The organism is Cellulosimicrobium sp. AB352, assembly GCF_049538415.1.
GTDB lineage: Bacteria > Actinomycetota > Actinomycetes > Actinomycetales > Cellulomonadaceae > Cellulosimicrobium > Cellulosimicrobium funkei.
Genome location: NZ_JBMVFX010000002.1, coordinates 283,346 through 297,867 on the forward strand (window position 1 = coordinate 283,346; position 14,522 = coordinate 297,867).

Consider the following 14,522-nt stretch of genomic DNA (forward strand, 5'->3'; position numbering starts at 1 on the left):
CGAACCCGGTGCGCCGCATCGCACGCCGGAGACTCAACCTTCGGGAGCCCTCGCGCGTGTGACAGTCATGACCGTGAACGCGATCGCCCTCTCGGCCGACGACCAGCCCGACGAGAGCCCACCACCCGACGCCCTGCTCCCCGTCGTCCGGGTGGTCACGTCGCACGAGCAGGAGTTCAGCGACTTCATGGCGAGCGCCGCTCCCCGGCTCGCGCGCACCGCGTGGCTGCTGTGCGGCGACGCGCACCTGGCCGACGAGCTCGTCCAGCAGGCCCTGACCCGCACGTACCTGCACTGGCGCACGGCCCGTGAGCGCGATCCCTACGCGTACGCCCGCCGCACCCTCGCCAATCTGCGGGTCGACACGTGGCGCCGCCGACGACGGGAGGTGCTCGTCGCTCCGCCCGACCTACCCGAGACGGCGAGCGACGCCCGGGCCGACCAGCACGCCGAGCGGGACGCCCTCGTCCGCGCGCTCGCGACGCTCACGGCCCGCCAGCGCCGGGTCGTCGTGCTGCGCCACCTCGTCGGGCTGAGCGAGAGGGAGGTCGCCGACGACCTCGGCGTCTCCGTCGGCACCGTGAAGTCCACGGCGTCCCGCGGGCTCGGACAGCTCCGCTCCGTCCTCGGCACCGCCGGCGCGCCGCACCACCGCCCCACCGACCGGACCGACAGGAGGCAGCCATGACCGGCACCCTTCCGACCGACGACGAGACGTTCGTGCGCGCGCTGCGCGCACGGGTCGACACGCTCGCCCCCCGCATCGACGTCGACACCGACCGCGTGCTCCCGACGGCCCGCCGCAGCCGACGACGGCGCCGCACCGTGGTCTCGGGCCTGTGCGCGCTCGCGGTCGTCGCCGGCGGGGTGGGTACGGCGTCCTACTGGTCGGAGCCCAGTCCCACGCACCCCTCGCAGATCGCTCCGGCGAGCGGCGGCGACGCCGCGGCGCCGGTCCCCGACGGGAGGCCGCAGGGCAACGGCCCGGCCGACGGGCCGTACTGGCGCGTCCGCACCCTGACGACCAGCACGGAGACGACCAGCGACGGACGGACCGAGGAGCGCTCGCAGGGCATCACGTACTGGACCGCGCGTGATCCGGAGGGCGACTCGTACCGAGCCTTCGAGGGGGACGACGCCATGGAACCCTCGCCCGGCTCGACGTTCGGGTCGCTCGTCATCGACGGGGAGCACGTCCGGCTCGGCTGGGACGAGCTCGCCACGCTCCCGACGGACCCGGCGGAGCTCGACGCGCTCCTGCGCGACAGCGTCCGGGCGGAGGTCGGGACCGTGAACGAGGACGCGCTCGCCCAGAAGACGTGGAACCTGTTGCACAGCGGCCCCACCTCGCCCGCCGCGCGCGACGGGCTCTGGGCGACGCTCACCGGGCTGGCGGCCAGCACCCCGCTCGGCGCCGTCCAGGACACGCAGGGGCGCACCGGGGAGGGCCTCGAATGGGTCGGCCAGGACCAGAGCAACCGGATCGTGCGGCTCGTCTACGACACGGCGGAGCACCGGCTCCTCGAGCTCACCTTCGACGTCGATCTCAGCACGTCCGGCTCCGAGCCCGTCGCCGACGCCCCGACCGCGGGGTCGGACGGCGACGGTGCCGCACTGCAGCATGTCGTGCTGCACACCACGTATCTCGACGAGGGAGAGGTCGCCGGGCCGCCCCCGGCGAGCGGCGGCCCCGACTGCTGGAAGACCTGCTGAGGCCTCGCGAGACGACGAGGGCGCCGCACCCGGCCGGGTGCGGCGCCCTCGTGGCGTCAGGGGCGCGTGGTCGCCCAGGGCGACCGCGCGTCAGAGGCGGACGACGGCCTGCGTCTTGCCGAGCACGCGTGCGCCCTCGAAGATGACCGTGAGGTCGACACGGACGGTGCCCGCCTCGGCGTCGATCGCGCCGACGGTGCCCGTCACCTCGAGCGTCGCGACGCCCGGGTTCGGCACGGGCACGGGGCGCGTGAACCGGGTCTGGTAGTCGACGACCGCACCCGGGCCCCCGGCCCAGTCCTCCACCAGCGCGACGGCGGCACCCATGGTGAACATGCCGTGCGCGATGACACCCGGCAGGCCGACCTCGGCCGCGAACGCGTCGTTCCAGTGGATGGGGTTGAAGTCGCCGCTCGCGCCGGCGTACCGCACGAGGCGGGCGCGGTCGACCTCGACCGTGCGCGTACCGACCACGTCGCCCACGGAGAGGTCGGCGAGGACGGGACCGGTGACGTCGGTGCTCATGCGCCCTCCCCGCGGACGGCGAGGGTCGAGGTGACGGTCGCGACGGGCTCGGTGCCGCCGTCGGACAGTGCCGCGATCTCGCAGCGCGTGGTGACCATCGCGAGGCCGGCTCGCTCGACGATCGAGTCCACGTGCAGCACGGTCACGAGCTCGTCGCCCGCGACGATCGGCCGGTGGTGCGTGAAGCGCTCGTCCGCGTGGACGACGCGCGAGAAGTCGATGCCTGCCCCCGGGTCCTCGATGAGCTGCCCCTCCGCCCGCTGGGCGACGACGACCGCGAAGGTCGGAGGTGCGACGAGGTCCGGATAGCCAGCACCCCGCGCCGCCACGAGGTCGTGGTGCACGGGGTGGGTGGCGCCGACGGCGCCCGCGAACTCGCGCAGCTTCTCGCGCCCCACCGAGTACGGCGCGTTGGCGGGGTACTCGCGGCCGACGTAGGCCAGGTTGACGCTCACTGCGGGTCGCGGGTGCGGAGCCGGAGGCTCAGCGGGTCTCGCGGTGCGCGGTGTGCTTGCCGCAGCGCGGGCAGAACTTCGCGAGCTCCAGGCGGTCCGGGTCGTTGCGACGGTTCTTCTTCGTGATGTAGTTGCGCTCCTTGCAGTCCACGCAGGCCAGCGTGATCTTGGGGCGAACGTCAGCGCTCTTGCTTGCCACGGTAGTGAGCCACCTCTCGCGCCTCCGGAGGGCGCATGTGCTGTGCAGGTCGCACGACGCCGGCCGCCGTACGAGGTTGTCGAAAGTGGTAGCGGAGGCGGGGATCGAACCCGCGACCTCACGATTATGAGTCGTGCGCTCTAACCATCTGAGCTACCCCGCCGCGTGACTGAACGCGAGGTCGCCTTGCAGTATTCCAGCAAGACGACCCCGCGTCACCACAGAGCCCCGAAAGGGAATCGAACCCTTGACCTTCTCCTTACCATGGAGACGCTCTGCCGACTGAGCTATCGGGGCAGCGCGGAAAACTCTACACGGAACATGGCGCCGAGAGAAATCGGCGTCGTTCCGCCGTTTCCGGGCCGTCGGACCGCGCCCGGCGACGCGCTCCGCGGGGCACGCCCCACGCACCGGACCGGCACGACGACGGGGCGCCACCCGTGGGTGACGCCCCGTCGCTCCGGTGGCAGGTGAGGGATTCGAACCCCCGAAGGCTGAGCCGTCTGATTTACAGTCAGATCCCTTTGGCCGCTCGGGCAACCTGCCGTGTGGAGTTGTCGCTCGCCGGTGGTCGCTGCACCAGGTGCAGCCCCTGCCGTGCGGGCGAGCCAACGATACAGCCCGAGCGGACCAGGTGCGAAATCCGCGTGTGGGCGCCCCTCCGTACAGTGGTGCGGTGACCCACCCCTTCCCCGCGCCGGACCACCTCCCCGGCACCGGGACGCCCGCGCCCCCCGACGCCCCGTCCGTCCCCGCCGCACCGTCCGACGCCTCGGCACCCGCGCCGTCGGGCACGGACCGCGGCGCACCCGCCCCGACGGACCGCTGGGGCCTGCTGCTCGGTGCCGGCGCGTTCTTCCTCTGGGGCGCGATGCCCCTGTACTTCCCGCTCCTGGAGCCGGCCGCACCGCTCGAGATCATCGCCCACCGCGTCGTGTGGAGCCTGCTCTTCTGTCTCGTGCTGCTCGCCGCGACACGCCAGCTCGGGGGCTTCGTCGCCGCCCTCCGGTCGCCCCGGACGCTCGGGACGCTCGCCGTCGCCGCCGTCCTCATCGTGACGAACTGGACGGTCTACGTGTACGGCGTCCTCTCCGGCCACGTGCTGGACGCCGCGCTCGGGTACTTCATCAACCCGCTCGTCACCGTGCTCCTCGCCGTGGCGGTCCTGCGCGAGCGGCTGCGGCCCGCGCAGTGGGTCGCGGTCGGCGTCGGCGCGGCCGCCGTCGTCGTCATCAGCACCGGTGCCGGCGGCCTGCCGTGGATCGCGCTCGTCCTCGCCGGCTCGTTCGGCCTCTACGGCCTGGTGAAGAACCGCGTGGGCCGCACCGTCGAGGCGCTCCCGGGGCTCGCCGTCGAGACGGCGGTGCTCACGCCCGTCGCGCTCGTCTACCTCGGGTGGCTGGGCGCCACGGGAGCCGGCACGTTCGGCACCGAGGGCGTCGGGCACGCGCTGCTGCTCGCCTCCGCCGGGATCGTCACGGCCCTGCCGCTGCTGCTGTTCAGCGCGGCCGCCCGGCGGCTGCCGCTGAGCGTCGTCGGCCTCCTGCAGTACCTGGGCCCCGCGCTGCAGTTCCTGTTCGGCCTGCTCGTGTTCCACGAGCCCATGTCGCCGACGCGGTGGGCGGGCTTCGGGCTCGTCTGGCTCGCGCTCGTCGTGCTGTCGGTCGACGGCCTGCGCACCGCCCGGGCGACGCGCCTCGCGGCCCGTCGCTGAGCACGCTCGACTACGGTGGGACCCAGCACCGTTCCCGGCCCGAGAGAGGACCACCCATGGCCGACTCGTCGTTCGACATCGTCAGCAAGGTCGACCGCCAGGAGGTCGACAACGCGCTGAACCAGGCCGCCAAGGAGGTCTCGCAGCGCTACGACTTCCGCAACGTCGGCGCGTCGATCGCCTGGAGCGGCGAGACGATCGTCATGGTCGCCAACTCGGCCGAGCGCGTGCTCGCGATCCTCGACGTGTTCGAGACCAAGCTCATCAAGCGCGGCATCTCGCTCAAGTCCCTCGACACGGGCGACAAGGAGCCCAAGGCGTCGGGCAAGGAGTACCGCCTCGTCGCGACCCTCAAGGAGGGCCTGTCGAGCGAGAACGCGAAGAAGATCACCAAGATCATCCGCGACGAGGGCCCCAAGGCCGTGAAGACCCAGATCACGGGCGACGAGGTGCGCGTGACGAGCAAGTCGCGCGACGACCTCCAGACCGTCATCGCGCTGCTCAAGGGCGCCGACCTCGACGTCGCGCTGCAGTTCACGAACTACCGGTAGCCACCGTGACCGTGCCCGACGGCGGCCCGCGCCCGGTCGCGCCGGGCCGTCCCGCCGCGTCGCCGAGCGGGCTCCCGCGCGTCGTCGCGACGGACCTCGACGGCACGCTCCTGCGCTCCGACGGCACCGTCTCGGAGCGCACCCGCTCCGCCCTGCGCGCGGCCGAGCACGCGGGCGTCGAGGTGGTGTTCGTCACCGCCCGGCCGCCGCGCTGGCTCGGCGCGCTGGCCGACGTCGTGGGCGGGCACGGGCACGTCATCTGCCTCGGCGGGGCCGCCGTCTGGGACCTCGCGACCGCGAGCCCGCTCGACGTGTGCGGCTTCACGGACAGCGAGGCCTCGACGCTCGTCGAAGACCTGCGGGCCGCCGTCCCGGGCGTCGCGCTCGCGTTCGAGCGCGTCGACGGCCCGACCTTCGACCCGGGCTTCCGCTCCACGCCGGACGACGACGCCGACGTCGTCGCCGTGGTCGAGACGACGCTCGGCCACGACGACGCGCCGGGCGACGCGGGACGGCAGCCCGTCGGCAAGATCCTCGCGCGCGACCCCGCCGTGCCCGTCGAGGACGCCCCCGCGACGCAGCCGGTCGTCGTCGCGGACGGGCAGACGACGGCGCAGGAGACGTTCTTCGCGCGCGTGCGCGCCGCCGTCGGGGACCGCGCCCACCTCGCCTACTCCGGCGCGGCGGGGCTCGCCGAGCTGCTCGCCCCCACGGTCACCAAGGACGCCGCGCTCGCGCGCTGGTGCGCGCGTCTCGGCGTCGAGCCGCGCGACGTCTGGGCGTTCGGCGACATGCCCAACGACCTGCCCATGCTGCGCTGGGCGGGGCGCTCGTTCGCCGTCGCGAACGCGCACCCCGACGTGCTCGCGGCGGCGACCGACCGCACGGTCTCGAACGACGACGGCGGCGTCGCGCGCGTCCTGCTCGACGCCGTCGAGGCACCGCGCCACGCACCCGGGAGGACGTCGACGGCCCGCTGAGCGCGGCCACCGGGCTCCAGGCCCCGCACTCCGGTGCGCGCCGGTCAGTGGTAGGTGATGCCGCCGTAGCCCGGGCCGTGGCCGGCCATCGCCTCGAGGCGCTTGATGCGCTCCGCCATCGGCGGGTGGGTCGCGAACATCTTGCCGACGCCCGCGCCGCGGAACGGGTTGGCGATCATGAGGTGCGAGACGTCGACGAGGTCGCGGTTCTGGGGCAGCGGGGCGCGCTGCGTCCCGGCGTCGAGCTTGCGCAGCGCGGACGCGAGCGCGAGGGGGTCGCCGGTGAGCTTCGCGCCGTCCTCGTCCGCGTCGTACTCGCGCGTGCGCGAGATCGCGAGCTGCACGAGCATCGCCGCGATCGGCGCGAGGACCACCATGGCGATCGCCGCGAGCGGGTTGCCGCCGCGGTCCCGGTCGCCGCCGAAGATCAGCAGGAACTGCGCGAGCGACGTGATGACCCCGGCGAGCGCGCCCGCGACCGACGAGGTGAGGATGTCTCGGTTGTACACGTGCATGAGCTCGTGCCCGAGGACGCCGCGCAGCTCGCGCTCGTCGAGGAGGCGCAGGATGCCCTCGGTGCAGCACACGGCCGCGTTCTTCGGGTTGCGACCCGTCGCGAACGCGTTGGGCGCCTGGGTGGGCGAGACGTACAGGCGCGGCATCGGCTGGCGCGCCTCGGTCGAGAGCTCGCGCACGATCCGGTACATGGCGGGCTGCTCGAGCTCGCTCACCGGGCGCGCGTGCATCGCGCGGATGGCGATCTTGTCGGAGTTCCAGTAGCCGTAGAACGTCGTGACGAGGCCGATGCCGACGAACACCCACAGCAGGTTCGCGCGCGCGCCGAACAGGGCCCACAGGCCCAGGACGATGGCCCACATGACGCCGAACAGGCCTGCCGTCTTGAGACCGTTGAAGTGCTGACGCCCCACGCTGTGCTCCCTTCCGCGCCCCGGGCCCGCCCGCGCGGTGTGCCGGGCGCCCGACGGGCGCCGACCCTGCCGACGCCCACCTGGATGAACGCCCGAGGCGACCGTCCCGTTCCCGGGCGGGGCGACGGCGTCGGGCACCTGCGGCGAGGGAGGCCCCGGACCACCCCCGGGACGACGACGGCGCCCCACCCGGGTGCGGGTGGGGCGCCGTCGGGCGTGCGGCCGGGGCCGGTCAGCCGGCCTGCGACTGGCCGCGCGCGACGCGGATCATGTCCTCGCGCGGCACGACCTTGATGCGCTCGCGCCCGTGCGGCTCGCCGAGCGAGCGCTCGTAGGCGTCCAGGAGCTCCCAGCCCGACCACTCGATCGGGTCGACGCCGCGCTCGCGCAGGAAGTCCAGGACGGCCTCGGGCTCGCCGAGCGGCGCGACGCGGCCCGCCGTGAGGCCGGCCGCCGCGACGTCGCCGCCGTCGCCCGCGCCCGTGACGTCCTCGACGAGGTGCCGGACGGTCTCGGACGCGTCGGACTTCGTGTGCCCGATGAGGCCCACGGGGCCGCGCTTGATCCAGCCCGTCGCGTACACGCCGGGGAGGTGCTCGCCGTCGATGTCGACGACGCGGCCCTCGCGGTTGGGGATGACGCCCTTGAGCTCGTCGAAGGGGATCTCCGGGAGCGGCGAGCCGAAGTAGCCGACGGCGCGGTACACGGCCTGGACGGGCCACTCGTGGAACTCGCCCGTCCCGGACACCGTGCCGTCGCCGTTGAGGCGCGTGCGCTCGGTCCGCAGCGCCTCGACCTTGCCGTCGCCGAGGACGGCCGACGGCGCGTGGAGGAAGTGCAGGTGCAGGCGGCGCGACGCCGTGTTCTCGCTCGGGTCCTTGAGCGTCCAGTCGGTGAGGGTCTTGACGACCTGCTTCGTCTGGTTCGAGGAGCTGATGGCGGCCATCGAGCCCTCGTCGAACTCGAAGTCCTCCGGGTAGACGATGACGTCGACGTCCGGGACGTGGCCCAGCTCGCGCAGCTCGAGCGGCGAGAACTTGGCCTGCGCCGGGCCGCGGCGGGCGAAGACGTGCACGTCGGTGACCGGCGACGCCTTGAGCGCCTCGTAGACGTTCTGCGGGACCTCGGTCGGCAGCAGGTCGTCCGCGTGCTTGGCGAGCACGCGCGCGACGTCGAGCGCGACGTTGCCGGCACCGAGGACCGCGACCTGCTGGGCCTCGAGCGGCCACGTGCGCGGGACGTCGGGGTGGCCGTCGTACCAGGACACGAAGTCCGCCGCGCCGTAGGAGCCCGGGAGGTCGATGCCCTCGATCGGGAGCGCCGCGTCGCGGATCGAGCCGGTCGAGAAGATCACCGCGTCGTAGTACTGGCGCAGGTCGTCCAGCTTGAGGTCGACGCCGTAGTCCACGTTCGCGAGCAGGCGGATGTCGCCGCGGCTCAGCACCTTGTGGAGCGCGACGATGATCTGCTTGATGCGCGGGTGGTCCGGCGCGACGCCGTAGCGCACGAGGCCGAACGGCGCGGGCAGGCGCTCGAACAGGTCGATGCTCACGTCGAGGTCGGTCTTGGACAGGATGTCCGCGGCGTAGATCCCGGCGGGACCAGCGCCGACGATCGCGACGCGCAGTGGACGGATGCTGCTCACAGGACAGGGCGCCTTCCGGTCGAGGACGGGGGTCTCTCCCGCGCGGCCGACGGGCCGTTCCGCGTCGACCGGTGGGTACCGGCCGCAGGAGACCTCTCGATTGTACGACTGGGGTGAGGGTTGCCTCACTCGGACCCTCTCCTCCGTGACCAGCCTGACACCGGTCTCGCCTGCTGGATACCCCGTCTTGCGGTCCGGGCGAATGTAACGCCGGGGGTCAGCGGTCGACGCGGAGGCTCTCCTGGACCGCGCGGATCTCCGCCGCGGCCCACGGGTGCTGCGTCAGCGTGCACGTCCCCGTCGTCTGCACGAGGTCGGCCACGGGGCCGCGCGGGACCACGACGGTGCGCACCGCCTGCACGAGGACCGTGCCCCCGCCCCCCTTGAACGACGCCTCCAGCCAGCGCCCCGGCAGGCCGTCGACGTCCACCTCGCCGCCGTCGAGCTCGCGCAGGCGCGGCATCGGCCGGAGCTTGCGGAGCACCTCGGCCTGCGCGTCCTCGAGCGTCTGCTCCGCCCGGATCCGCGACACCGTGACGATGACGTTCGGGTTGAACTCCCCCGGCTCGACCTCGCGGCCGAGCGCTAGCGGCAGGCCCACGTGCGGGAGCGGGACCCACCTCTCCGGCGCGACCACGCGCACCCCCACGGGCGCGGGGAAGTCGTCGCTCGGGTAGCGCAGCTCGGTCATGCGTCAGGTCCTCTCGTCGGGGGTGGGCGCCACGGGGCGCGTCAGCAGTCTCGCACCCGACGCCGGGCGTGCGTACGCCGAGGGCGCGGGACCCTCTCGGGGTCCCGCGCCCTCGGCGGAGCTCAGCCGGATCAGCTGTTCGAAGCCTGCTCCTGCTGCTGCGCGTTCTGCGTGGCCTTCTGGCCCGCGTCCGTCAGCGTCTGCGCGACGTTGTTCAGCTGCGTCTGCGCGGCCGGCCAGTCGCTGCCCTTGAACTGCTGGGCGTCGGGGCCCTCCCACGGCACGCTCTGGATCTGGGAGTTCAGGTTCTGCATCGTCGTCCGGATCTCGTCCGCCTTCTGCTGCAGCGTCTGACCGAGCCCACGGAGCTCCTCGACGTTCGCGCCCCACATGCCACCAGCCATGGTGTTCTCCTTCTGTGTCTCGACCCCCACCCTGCGTGGACGTCGTCCCGTTGTCGATGGCAGTACTCAACCATCGGCCCACGAGCGCCGTCGATGGGGAGGTGTCCCCATGAGGTGCCCGTGGTCGTCACGTCGCTACCGCGGGAGCGCGACGTGCAGCTTGCGCGCCCTGCCCGAGACCACGAGGAAGCCGCGTCCCGGCGGGAAGTCCGCGCGGCGGATGCGGCCCAGCCCCGTCCCGAGCAGCGTGTCGCCGTCGAGGTCGCCGGGCGTCAGGAGCAGGCCGGTGCGGCCCGCCTTGAACGGCTGCGCGATCGCCCACGCCTGGCCCCACGTCGAGGACTCCGCCTCGCCCACGACGAGCTGCTCGGCCCGCGTGGCGGCCCGCACGAACGCGACGAGCGGCTGCTCGGCCGGGGTGCCGGTGAACTCGGTCACCGACTCGACCAGCACCGTGAGCGTGCCCGGGCGCAGCGACCCGCCCTCGATCGCCTGGGTGAGCGTCTCGAGGAGCGTCACGACCTCCTCGGGCGACGTCGCGACGGTGTCCCACGCGTCGAGCGCCGAGATGCTCGTGCGGCGCGGCGAGAGGTACACGACCCGGCCCGCGCGCGCCCGGCGCACGGCCTGCGCGATGGTGACGAGCGCCGTCGTGCGGCCGCCCCCGGGAGGGCCGGAGAGCATGAACGTGCCGCGCGCGGGGAGCCCCACGGGCGCGATGTCGAGGTCGTCGAGGCCGATCGTGGGGCGCCCGCCCGTGACCTCGGGCAGCGACTCGAGCGCGAAGCCGTCCGGCAGCCGCTCGACGCCCGGCGCCTGCGGGATGCCGAGCCGCGTCATCGCGTCGCGGAGCTTGCCGAGCTCGCGCGCCTGGAGCGCGACGTTCGGGTCGCCACCGAGCACCGCGACCTGGACCTCGTTCTCGTCGAGGACGCCGCGACCGGGCGGGGACGTCAGCGACAGCACGTCCTTCGGGACGCCGAGCGTCAGGTAGTCGTCCTCGCTCGCGAGGCGCAGCACGAGCCGCTTCTGGATCGTCGAGCCGAGCGACGTCGGGACCGACGCCGCGCGGTCGCCCGCGACGACGACGTGGACGCCGACCTGGCGCCCGTCGGTCGCGACGGCCGTGAACGCGCCCCACACGGGGAACGCGTGCGCGGGCCGGAACTCGTACGACTCGCGGAACGCGCCGATGCCGTCGACCAGGAGCAGGATGCGCGGCTCGTCGGGCGCGCCGGCGAGCCGGCGGTACTCGTCGAGGCTGCCCGCGCGGACGGCGGCGTAGCGGGCGGACCGCTCGTCCACGAGGTCGCGCAGGGTGCGCAGCAGGCGCTGGACGCGCTCCTCGTCGTCGCCCGAGATGACGGCGCCGACGTGCGGCAGGTCCTCGAGCATCCGCAGGCCGCTCGCGCCCGCGTCGATCGCGTACACCTGAACGGGGCCGCCGCGCGCGGTGATGGCGGCCGAGACCGCGATCGTCCGCAGCGTCGCGCTCTTGCCCGAGCCGCCCGTGCCGTAGATCGCCATGTTGCCGTCGCGGTCGGGCTCGTAGAACACCGTCGGCTGGGCCTGCGACTTCGGGTCGTCCTCCACGCCGAGCAGCAGCATCGTGTCCGTGCGCGGGTTGGGCAGGCGCGCGAGGTCGTACGTCGGCGCGAGCTCGGCGAGCCACGGCTTGCGCGGCATCGGGACGGCGGCCTCGGTCGCGGCCCGCGAGATCGTCGCGACGACGCGCGCGATGTCGTTGGGGCCGGGGTCCGTGACCTCCTCGACCTCGGGCTCCGGGAGCTCCCAGCGCACCCCGGTGCCGAACGACATCTCCTGCACGTCGATCCGGGGACGCTCGGGGCGCGACGTCGTCCAGCCGCCGGCGTAGCCGGTCTGGAACGGCGTGATCCGGCCGGGGCCGGTCTTCACGGCGCCGCGGCCCGGGATCGACGGGTCGAAGTGCGCGGCCATGGGGATGCCGAGGATGTCCGTCGAGTCGTCCTCGTCGGCCATGCGCAGCGCGACGCGCAGGTTCGTGTTGGCGCGCAGGTTGTCCTTGATGACGCCCGCGGGACGCTGCGTGGCGAGGATGAGGTGCAGCCCGAGGGACCGGCCGCGCTGGGCGACGTCCACGACGCCGTCCACGAACTCGGGGACCTCGTTGACCAGGGCCGCGAACTCGTCGACGACGATGAGCAGGCTCGGCGGCGCGTCCGGGTCGCCCGTGCGCTCGAGGGACGCGAGGTCCTTGGCCTTCTTCCGGTTGAGCAGGTGCTCGCGGTAGCGCAGCTCGGCCCGCAGCGACGTGAGCGCGCGGCGCACGAGGTGGGGCGAGAGGTCCGTGACGAGCCCGACGGTGTGCGGCAGGTTCACGCAGTCCGCGAACGCGGCGCCGCCCTTGTAGTCGACGAACAGGAACGTCACGCGGTCCGGGCTGTGCGCGGCGGCCATGCCGAGCACCCAGGACTGGAGGAACTCGGACTTGCCCGCGCCCGTCGTCCCGCCCACGAGCGCGTGCGGGCCCTGCGTGCGCAGGTCCAGGTAGAGCGGCTCGGTGCCCGAGTGGCCGACGAGCCCGCGCAGGTTGGTCGGCGCGGAGCGCCGCACCGGCGGGGAGCCGTCGCGCGGCGTGAGCGACCCGTTCTCGCGCCACGCGTCGATGAGCCGGCTCGGGTCTTCCGCGAGCGCCGTGCCCGCGAGCGCGAGGTAGGAGACCGAGCGCGGGAGGTCGGAGTCGTCGTCGACGGGCGCGCCGACGTCGACCACCGGGGCCAGGATGCGCGCGACCTCGTGCGCCGTCGCGAGGTCCACCGTCTCGCACGCCACGGGGAAGGTCAGACGCCCGACGCGGACCTCGCCGCTCGTCGCGCCGGCGGAGCCGCCCGCGGTGTCGGCGGTGTCCGCGGTGTCCACGAGCACGAACGTGCGGCACGCGGCCGGGAGCTGCTCGACGGACGGCGCGACCCACACGACGTGCACGCCCGCGTCCGCGCCGCGCTCGACGAGGCGCGTGAGACGCGAGCGGTCGACCGGGGCGTCGTCCTCGACGAGCACCACGACGGTCGGCAGGACCGGCTTGGGGGTGTCCTCCCCCTCCTCGGGGTCGATCGGCCCGCGCAGCTCGGCGTGCGTGCCGAGGTCGGCGCCGCGCAGCTCGACGAGGTCCTCGAGCCGGGACAGGAGCGACTGCGCGGCCCCCGGGTTGTCGGCGAGGTGCTCGCCGCCCAGCGGGCTGTGGGCCGACCCGGTGTGCGGGAGCCACTCGAGCCACTCCCAGTCCGCGCGCGAGCGCTGCGACGTCACGGCCGCGAGCACGAGCTCCGACGGCGAGTGCAGGCCCGCGAGCTGGACCAGCACGCCGCGCGCGACGGCGTCGACCGCGGCGCCCGCCCCCGCGACCCCGAGCGCGCCGTCGGTCCGCAGCCGCGCGACGACCGGGACGCCGGAGATCGTGGCGCACTGCGCGTGCAGCTTCTCGAGCTCGTTCCAGTACTCCGGCAGCGTGTTGTTCTCGTTCGGCTGCTCGAGCTGCGTGCGCGCGGGCGCGGAGCCCAGACCGATCCGGACGGAGAGGAACGCGTCGTGCTCCGGGCGGTGCGTCCACAGCAGGCCGCCGAGGCGCCGCACCGCGTCGACCGTGTCGGCCACCGAGGGCGCCTCGGAGAGCCGCACCGCGCGCTCGACCGCGTGCGTGCGGTCGATCGTGTCGCGCATCGCGACGACGGCGGCCTCGAACTGCTCGCGCTGCGCCTTGAGCTTGCGCCGCGCCTGCACCTTCTGGTCGAGGTAGTTGCCGAGCATGAGGATCGGGCTGAGCCCGATGAACACGATCGACAGGACGTTGCGCGTGACGGAGTACAGGATCACGCCCATGAGGAGCGGCGCGACCATCGCGAGGTAGGGGAACCGCTGCGGCTCGGGCGGCTGCGGCGGCTTGGGCGCGCGCAGCTTGCGCTCGCCGAAGCGGGCCACGACGCGCGGGGACCGGTTGAACTCCACGACCGGGCTCGTCGGCGCGAGGCTCGTCGTGCGGTGCAGCGCGACGACCGAGACCACGGTCGAGCCGATCGTCACGGTGTCCGCGGACGTGAGCGTCGAGCGCAGCATCCGCTGGCCGCCCATGACCAGGCCGTTCGCGGAGTTCGTGTCCGTGATCTCGATCGTCTCGCCGACCGTGATGCGCGCGTGCCGCTTCGACACCTGCGGGTCGCTCAGGCGGATGTCCATGTTGCGGTCGCGCCCGAGGTAGCTCGTGCCGACGGGCAACGAGAACTCCCGCCCCGCGTCGGGGCCCTCCAGCACACGCAGCACGGCGACGGCGGCCCCGCGGTCCTGGCCCGGCGAGTCGAACTGCTCGGAGACCCGCACGATCGAGACGGTCGAGCCGGACCGCAGGCCCGCCTCGACGAGGTCGCTCGTCGGCGACAGCACGCGGCCCTGGCCGCTGCCCGACGGCGACGTCCCGACCTGCAGCGTGAGCCGGTCCGGCACGGCGGTGCCCGCGCGCGTCGGGTCGCCCGCGAACAGCGCCTCGGCGACGTCGCGCACCGACGCCGTCGCGTCGGCCGTGACGGCGACGTTCGTCGTGCTGGCGTCGGGGCGGTGCAGCGTGAGCTTGATTCGCACGGGAGTTCCTCGTTCGGGTCCGGGTGGTCAGCGGCGGACGGCGAGCGGTCGACGGGCGCGACCGACCGGAGCGCGCGGCGCGCGCTCGCAGGAGCGGGCGGG

13 protein-coding genes and 3 tRNA genes are annotated in these 14,522 nt (G+C 73.9%); 5 read left to right on the forward strand and 11 right to left on the reverse strand.

The window, feature by feature from the left end:
* The first annotated feature begins 73 nt into the window (after positions 1–73).
* Together ACPCUX_RS02835 and ACPCUX_RS02840 are read left to right on the forward strand one after the other, a co-directional pair.
* Positions 74–688, forward strand: coding sequence for a SigE family RNA polymerase sigma factor (locus tag ACPCUX_RS02835; RefSeq protein WP_370670917.1), 615 nt, complete (start codon positions 74–76; stop codon positions 686–688).
* On the forward strand, positions 685–1,713 hold the full coding sequence (locus ACPCUX_RS02840; RefSeq protein ID WP_423388122.1) for a hypothetical protein: 1,029 nt from the start codon (positions 685–687) through the stop codon (positions 1,711–1,713). Before ACPCUX_RS02835 ends, ACPCUX_RS02840 begins: the two co-directional genes overlap by 4 nt.
* Positions 1,714–1,803: 90 nt before the next feature.
* Here the strand turns inward: ACPCUX_RS02840 and ACPCUX_RS02845 are convergent, their stop codons facing one another.
* The 6 genes from ACPCUX_RS02845 to ACPCUX_RS02870 form a co-directional block, all read right to left on the reverse strand.
* Positions 1,804–2,238 (reverse strand): MaoC family dehydratase, encoded by a 435-nt coding sequence (locus ACPCUX_RS02845; RefSeq protein ID WP_423388123.1) that lies wholly within the window; start codon positions 2,236–2,238, stop codon positions 1,804–1,806.
* Positions 2,235–2,693: an FAS1-like dehydratase domain-containing protein gene (locus tag ACPCUX_RS02850; protein WP_423388124.1), complete on the reverse strand. Its 459-nt coding sequence runs from the start codon at positions 2,691–2,693 to the stop codon at positions 2,235–2,237. Before ACPCUX_RS02850 ends, ACPCUX_RS02845 begins: the two co-directional genes overlap by 4 nt.
* Positions 2,694–2,721: 28 nt before the next feature.
* On the reverse strand, positions 2,722–2,892 hold the full coding sequence (gene rpmG, locus ACPCUX_RS02855) for a 50S ribosomal protein L33 (protein WP_021482899.1): 171 nt from the start codon (positions 2,890–2,892) through the stop codon (positions 2,722–2,724).
* 86 nt (positions 2,893–2,978) lie between these two features.
* Positions 2,979–3,055, reverse strand: a tRNA-Met gene (locus ACPCUX_RS02860).
* A 61-nt stretch (positions 3,056–3,116) separates the two neighbouring features.
* Positions 3,117–3,189: transfer RNA gene (locus ACPCUX_RS02865), tRNA-Thr, on the reverse strand.
* Positions 3,190–3,356: 167 nt separating this feature from the next.
* Positions 3,357–3,438 (reverse strand) — tRNA-Tyr (locus ACPCUX_RS02870).
* A gap of 130 nt (positions 3,439–3,568) precedes the next feature.
* On the opposite strand from ACPCUX_RS02870, the gene rarD reads away from it, so the two are divergent.
* The 3 genes from rarD to ACPCUX_RS02885 are packed head-to-tail and all read left to right on the forward strand — an operon-like array spanning position 3,569 to position 6,137.
* Positions 3,569–4,606: an EamA family transporter RarD gene (gene rarD / locus ACPCUX_RS02875; RefSeq protein WP_423388125.1), complete on the forward strand. Its 1,038-nt coding sequence runs from the start codon at positions 3,569–3,571 to the stop codon at positions 4,604–4,606.
* Between the two features lie 56 nt (positions 4,607–4,662).
* Positions 4,663–5,157, forward strand: a complete 495-nt coding sequence (locus ACPCUX_RS02880) for a YajQ family cyclic di-GMP-binding protein (RefSeq protein WP_043654125.1) — start codon at positions 4,663–4,665, stop codon at positions 5,155–5,157.
* A 5-nt stretch (positions 5,158–5,162) separates the two neighbouring features.
* Positions 5,163–6,137, forward strand: a complete 975-nt coding sequence (locus ACPCUX_RS02885; RefSeq protein WP_423388126.1) for an HAD family hydrolase — start codon at positions 5,163–5,165, stop codon at positions 6,135–6,137.
* Between the two features lie 44 nt (positions 6,138–6,181).
* Here the strand turns inward: ACPCUX_RS02885 and htpX are convergent, their stop codons facing one another.
* The 5 genes from htpX to ACPCUX_RS02910 all read right to left on the reverse strand — a co-directional run bounded on the left by htpX (position 6,182) and on the right by ACPCUX_RS02910 (position 14,420).
* A complete protein-coding gene (htpX, locus tag ACPCUX_RS02890) occupies positions 6,182–7,066 on the reverse strand; it encodes a zinc metalloprotease HtpX (protein WP_021483666.1) in 885 nt (294 codons plus the stop codon).
* Positions 7,067–7,298: 232 nt separating this feature from the next.
* Complete coding sequence (locus ACPCUX_RS02895; RefSeq protein ID WP_423388127.1) at positions 7,299–8,711, reverse strand: FAD-dependent oxidoreductase; 1,413 nt, start codon at positions 8,709–8,711, stop codon at positions 7,299–7,301.
* Positions 8,712–8,928: 217 nt separating this feature from the next.
* Positions 8,929–9,402 (reverse strand): LpqN/LpqT family lipoprotein, encoded by a 474-nt coding sequence (locus ACPCUX_RS02900; RefSeq protein ID WP_423388128.1) that lies wholly within the window; start codon positions 9,400–9,402, stop codon positions 8,929–8,931.
* Between the two features lie 131 nt (positions 9,403–9,533).
* Entirely contained in the window at positions 9,534–9,806 is a 273-nt protein-coding gene (locus ACPCUX_RS02905; protein ID WP_021482523.1) for a WXG100 family type VII secretion target, read from the reverse strand.
* 135 nt (positions 9,807–9,941) lie between these two features.
* Positions 9,942–14,420: an FtsK/SpoIIIE domain-containing protein gene (locus ACPCUX_RS02910; protein ID WP_423388129.1), complete on the reverse strand. Its 4,479-nt coding sequence runs from the start codon at positions 14,418–14,420 to the stop codon at positions 9,942–9,944.
* Positions 14,421–14,522 lie beyond the last annotated feature (102 nt).

Excerpts from the sequence above, each read along its gene's own strand:
- ACPCUX_RS02840 (WP_423388122.1), top strand. The coding sequence starts at position 685 with ATGACCGGCACCCTTCCGACCGACGACGAGACGTTCGTGCGCGCGCTG.
- ACPCUX_RS02845 (WP_423388123.1), bottom strand. The coding sequence starts at position 2,238 with ATGAGCACCGACGTCACCGGTCCCGTCCTCGCCGACCTCTCCGTGGGC.
- ACPCUX_RS02880 (WP_043654125.1), top strand. The coding sequence starts at position 4,663 with ATGGCCGACTCGTCGTTCGACATCGTCAGCAAGGTCGACCGCCAGGAG.
- ACPCUX_RS02900 (WP_423388128.1), bottom strand. The coding sequence starts at position 9,402 with ATGACCGAGCTGCGCTACCCGAGCGACGACTTCCCCGCGCCCGTGGGG.
- ACPCUX_RS02905 (WP_021482523.1), bottom strand. The coding sequence starts at position 9,806 with ATGGCTGGTGGCATGTGGGGCGCGAACGTCGAGGAGCTCCGTGGGCTC.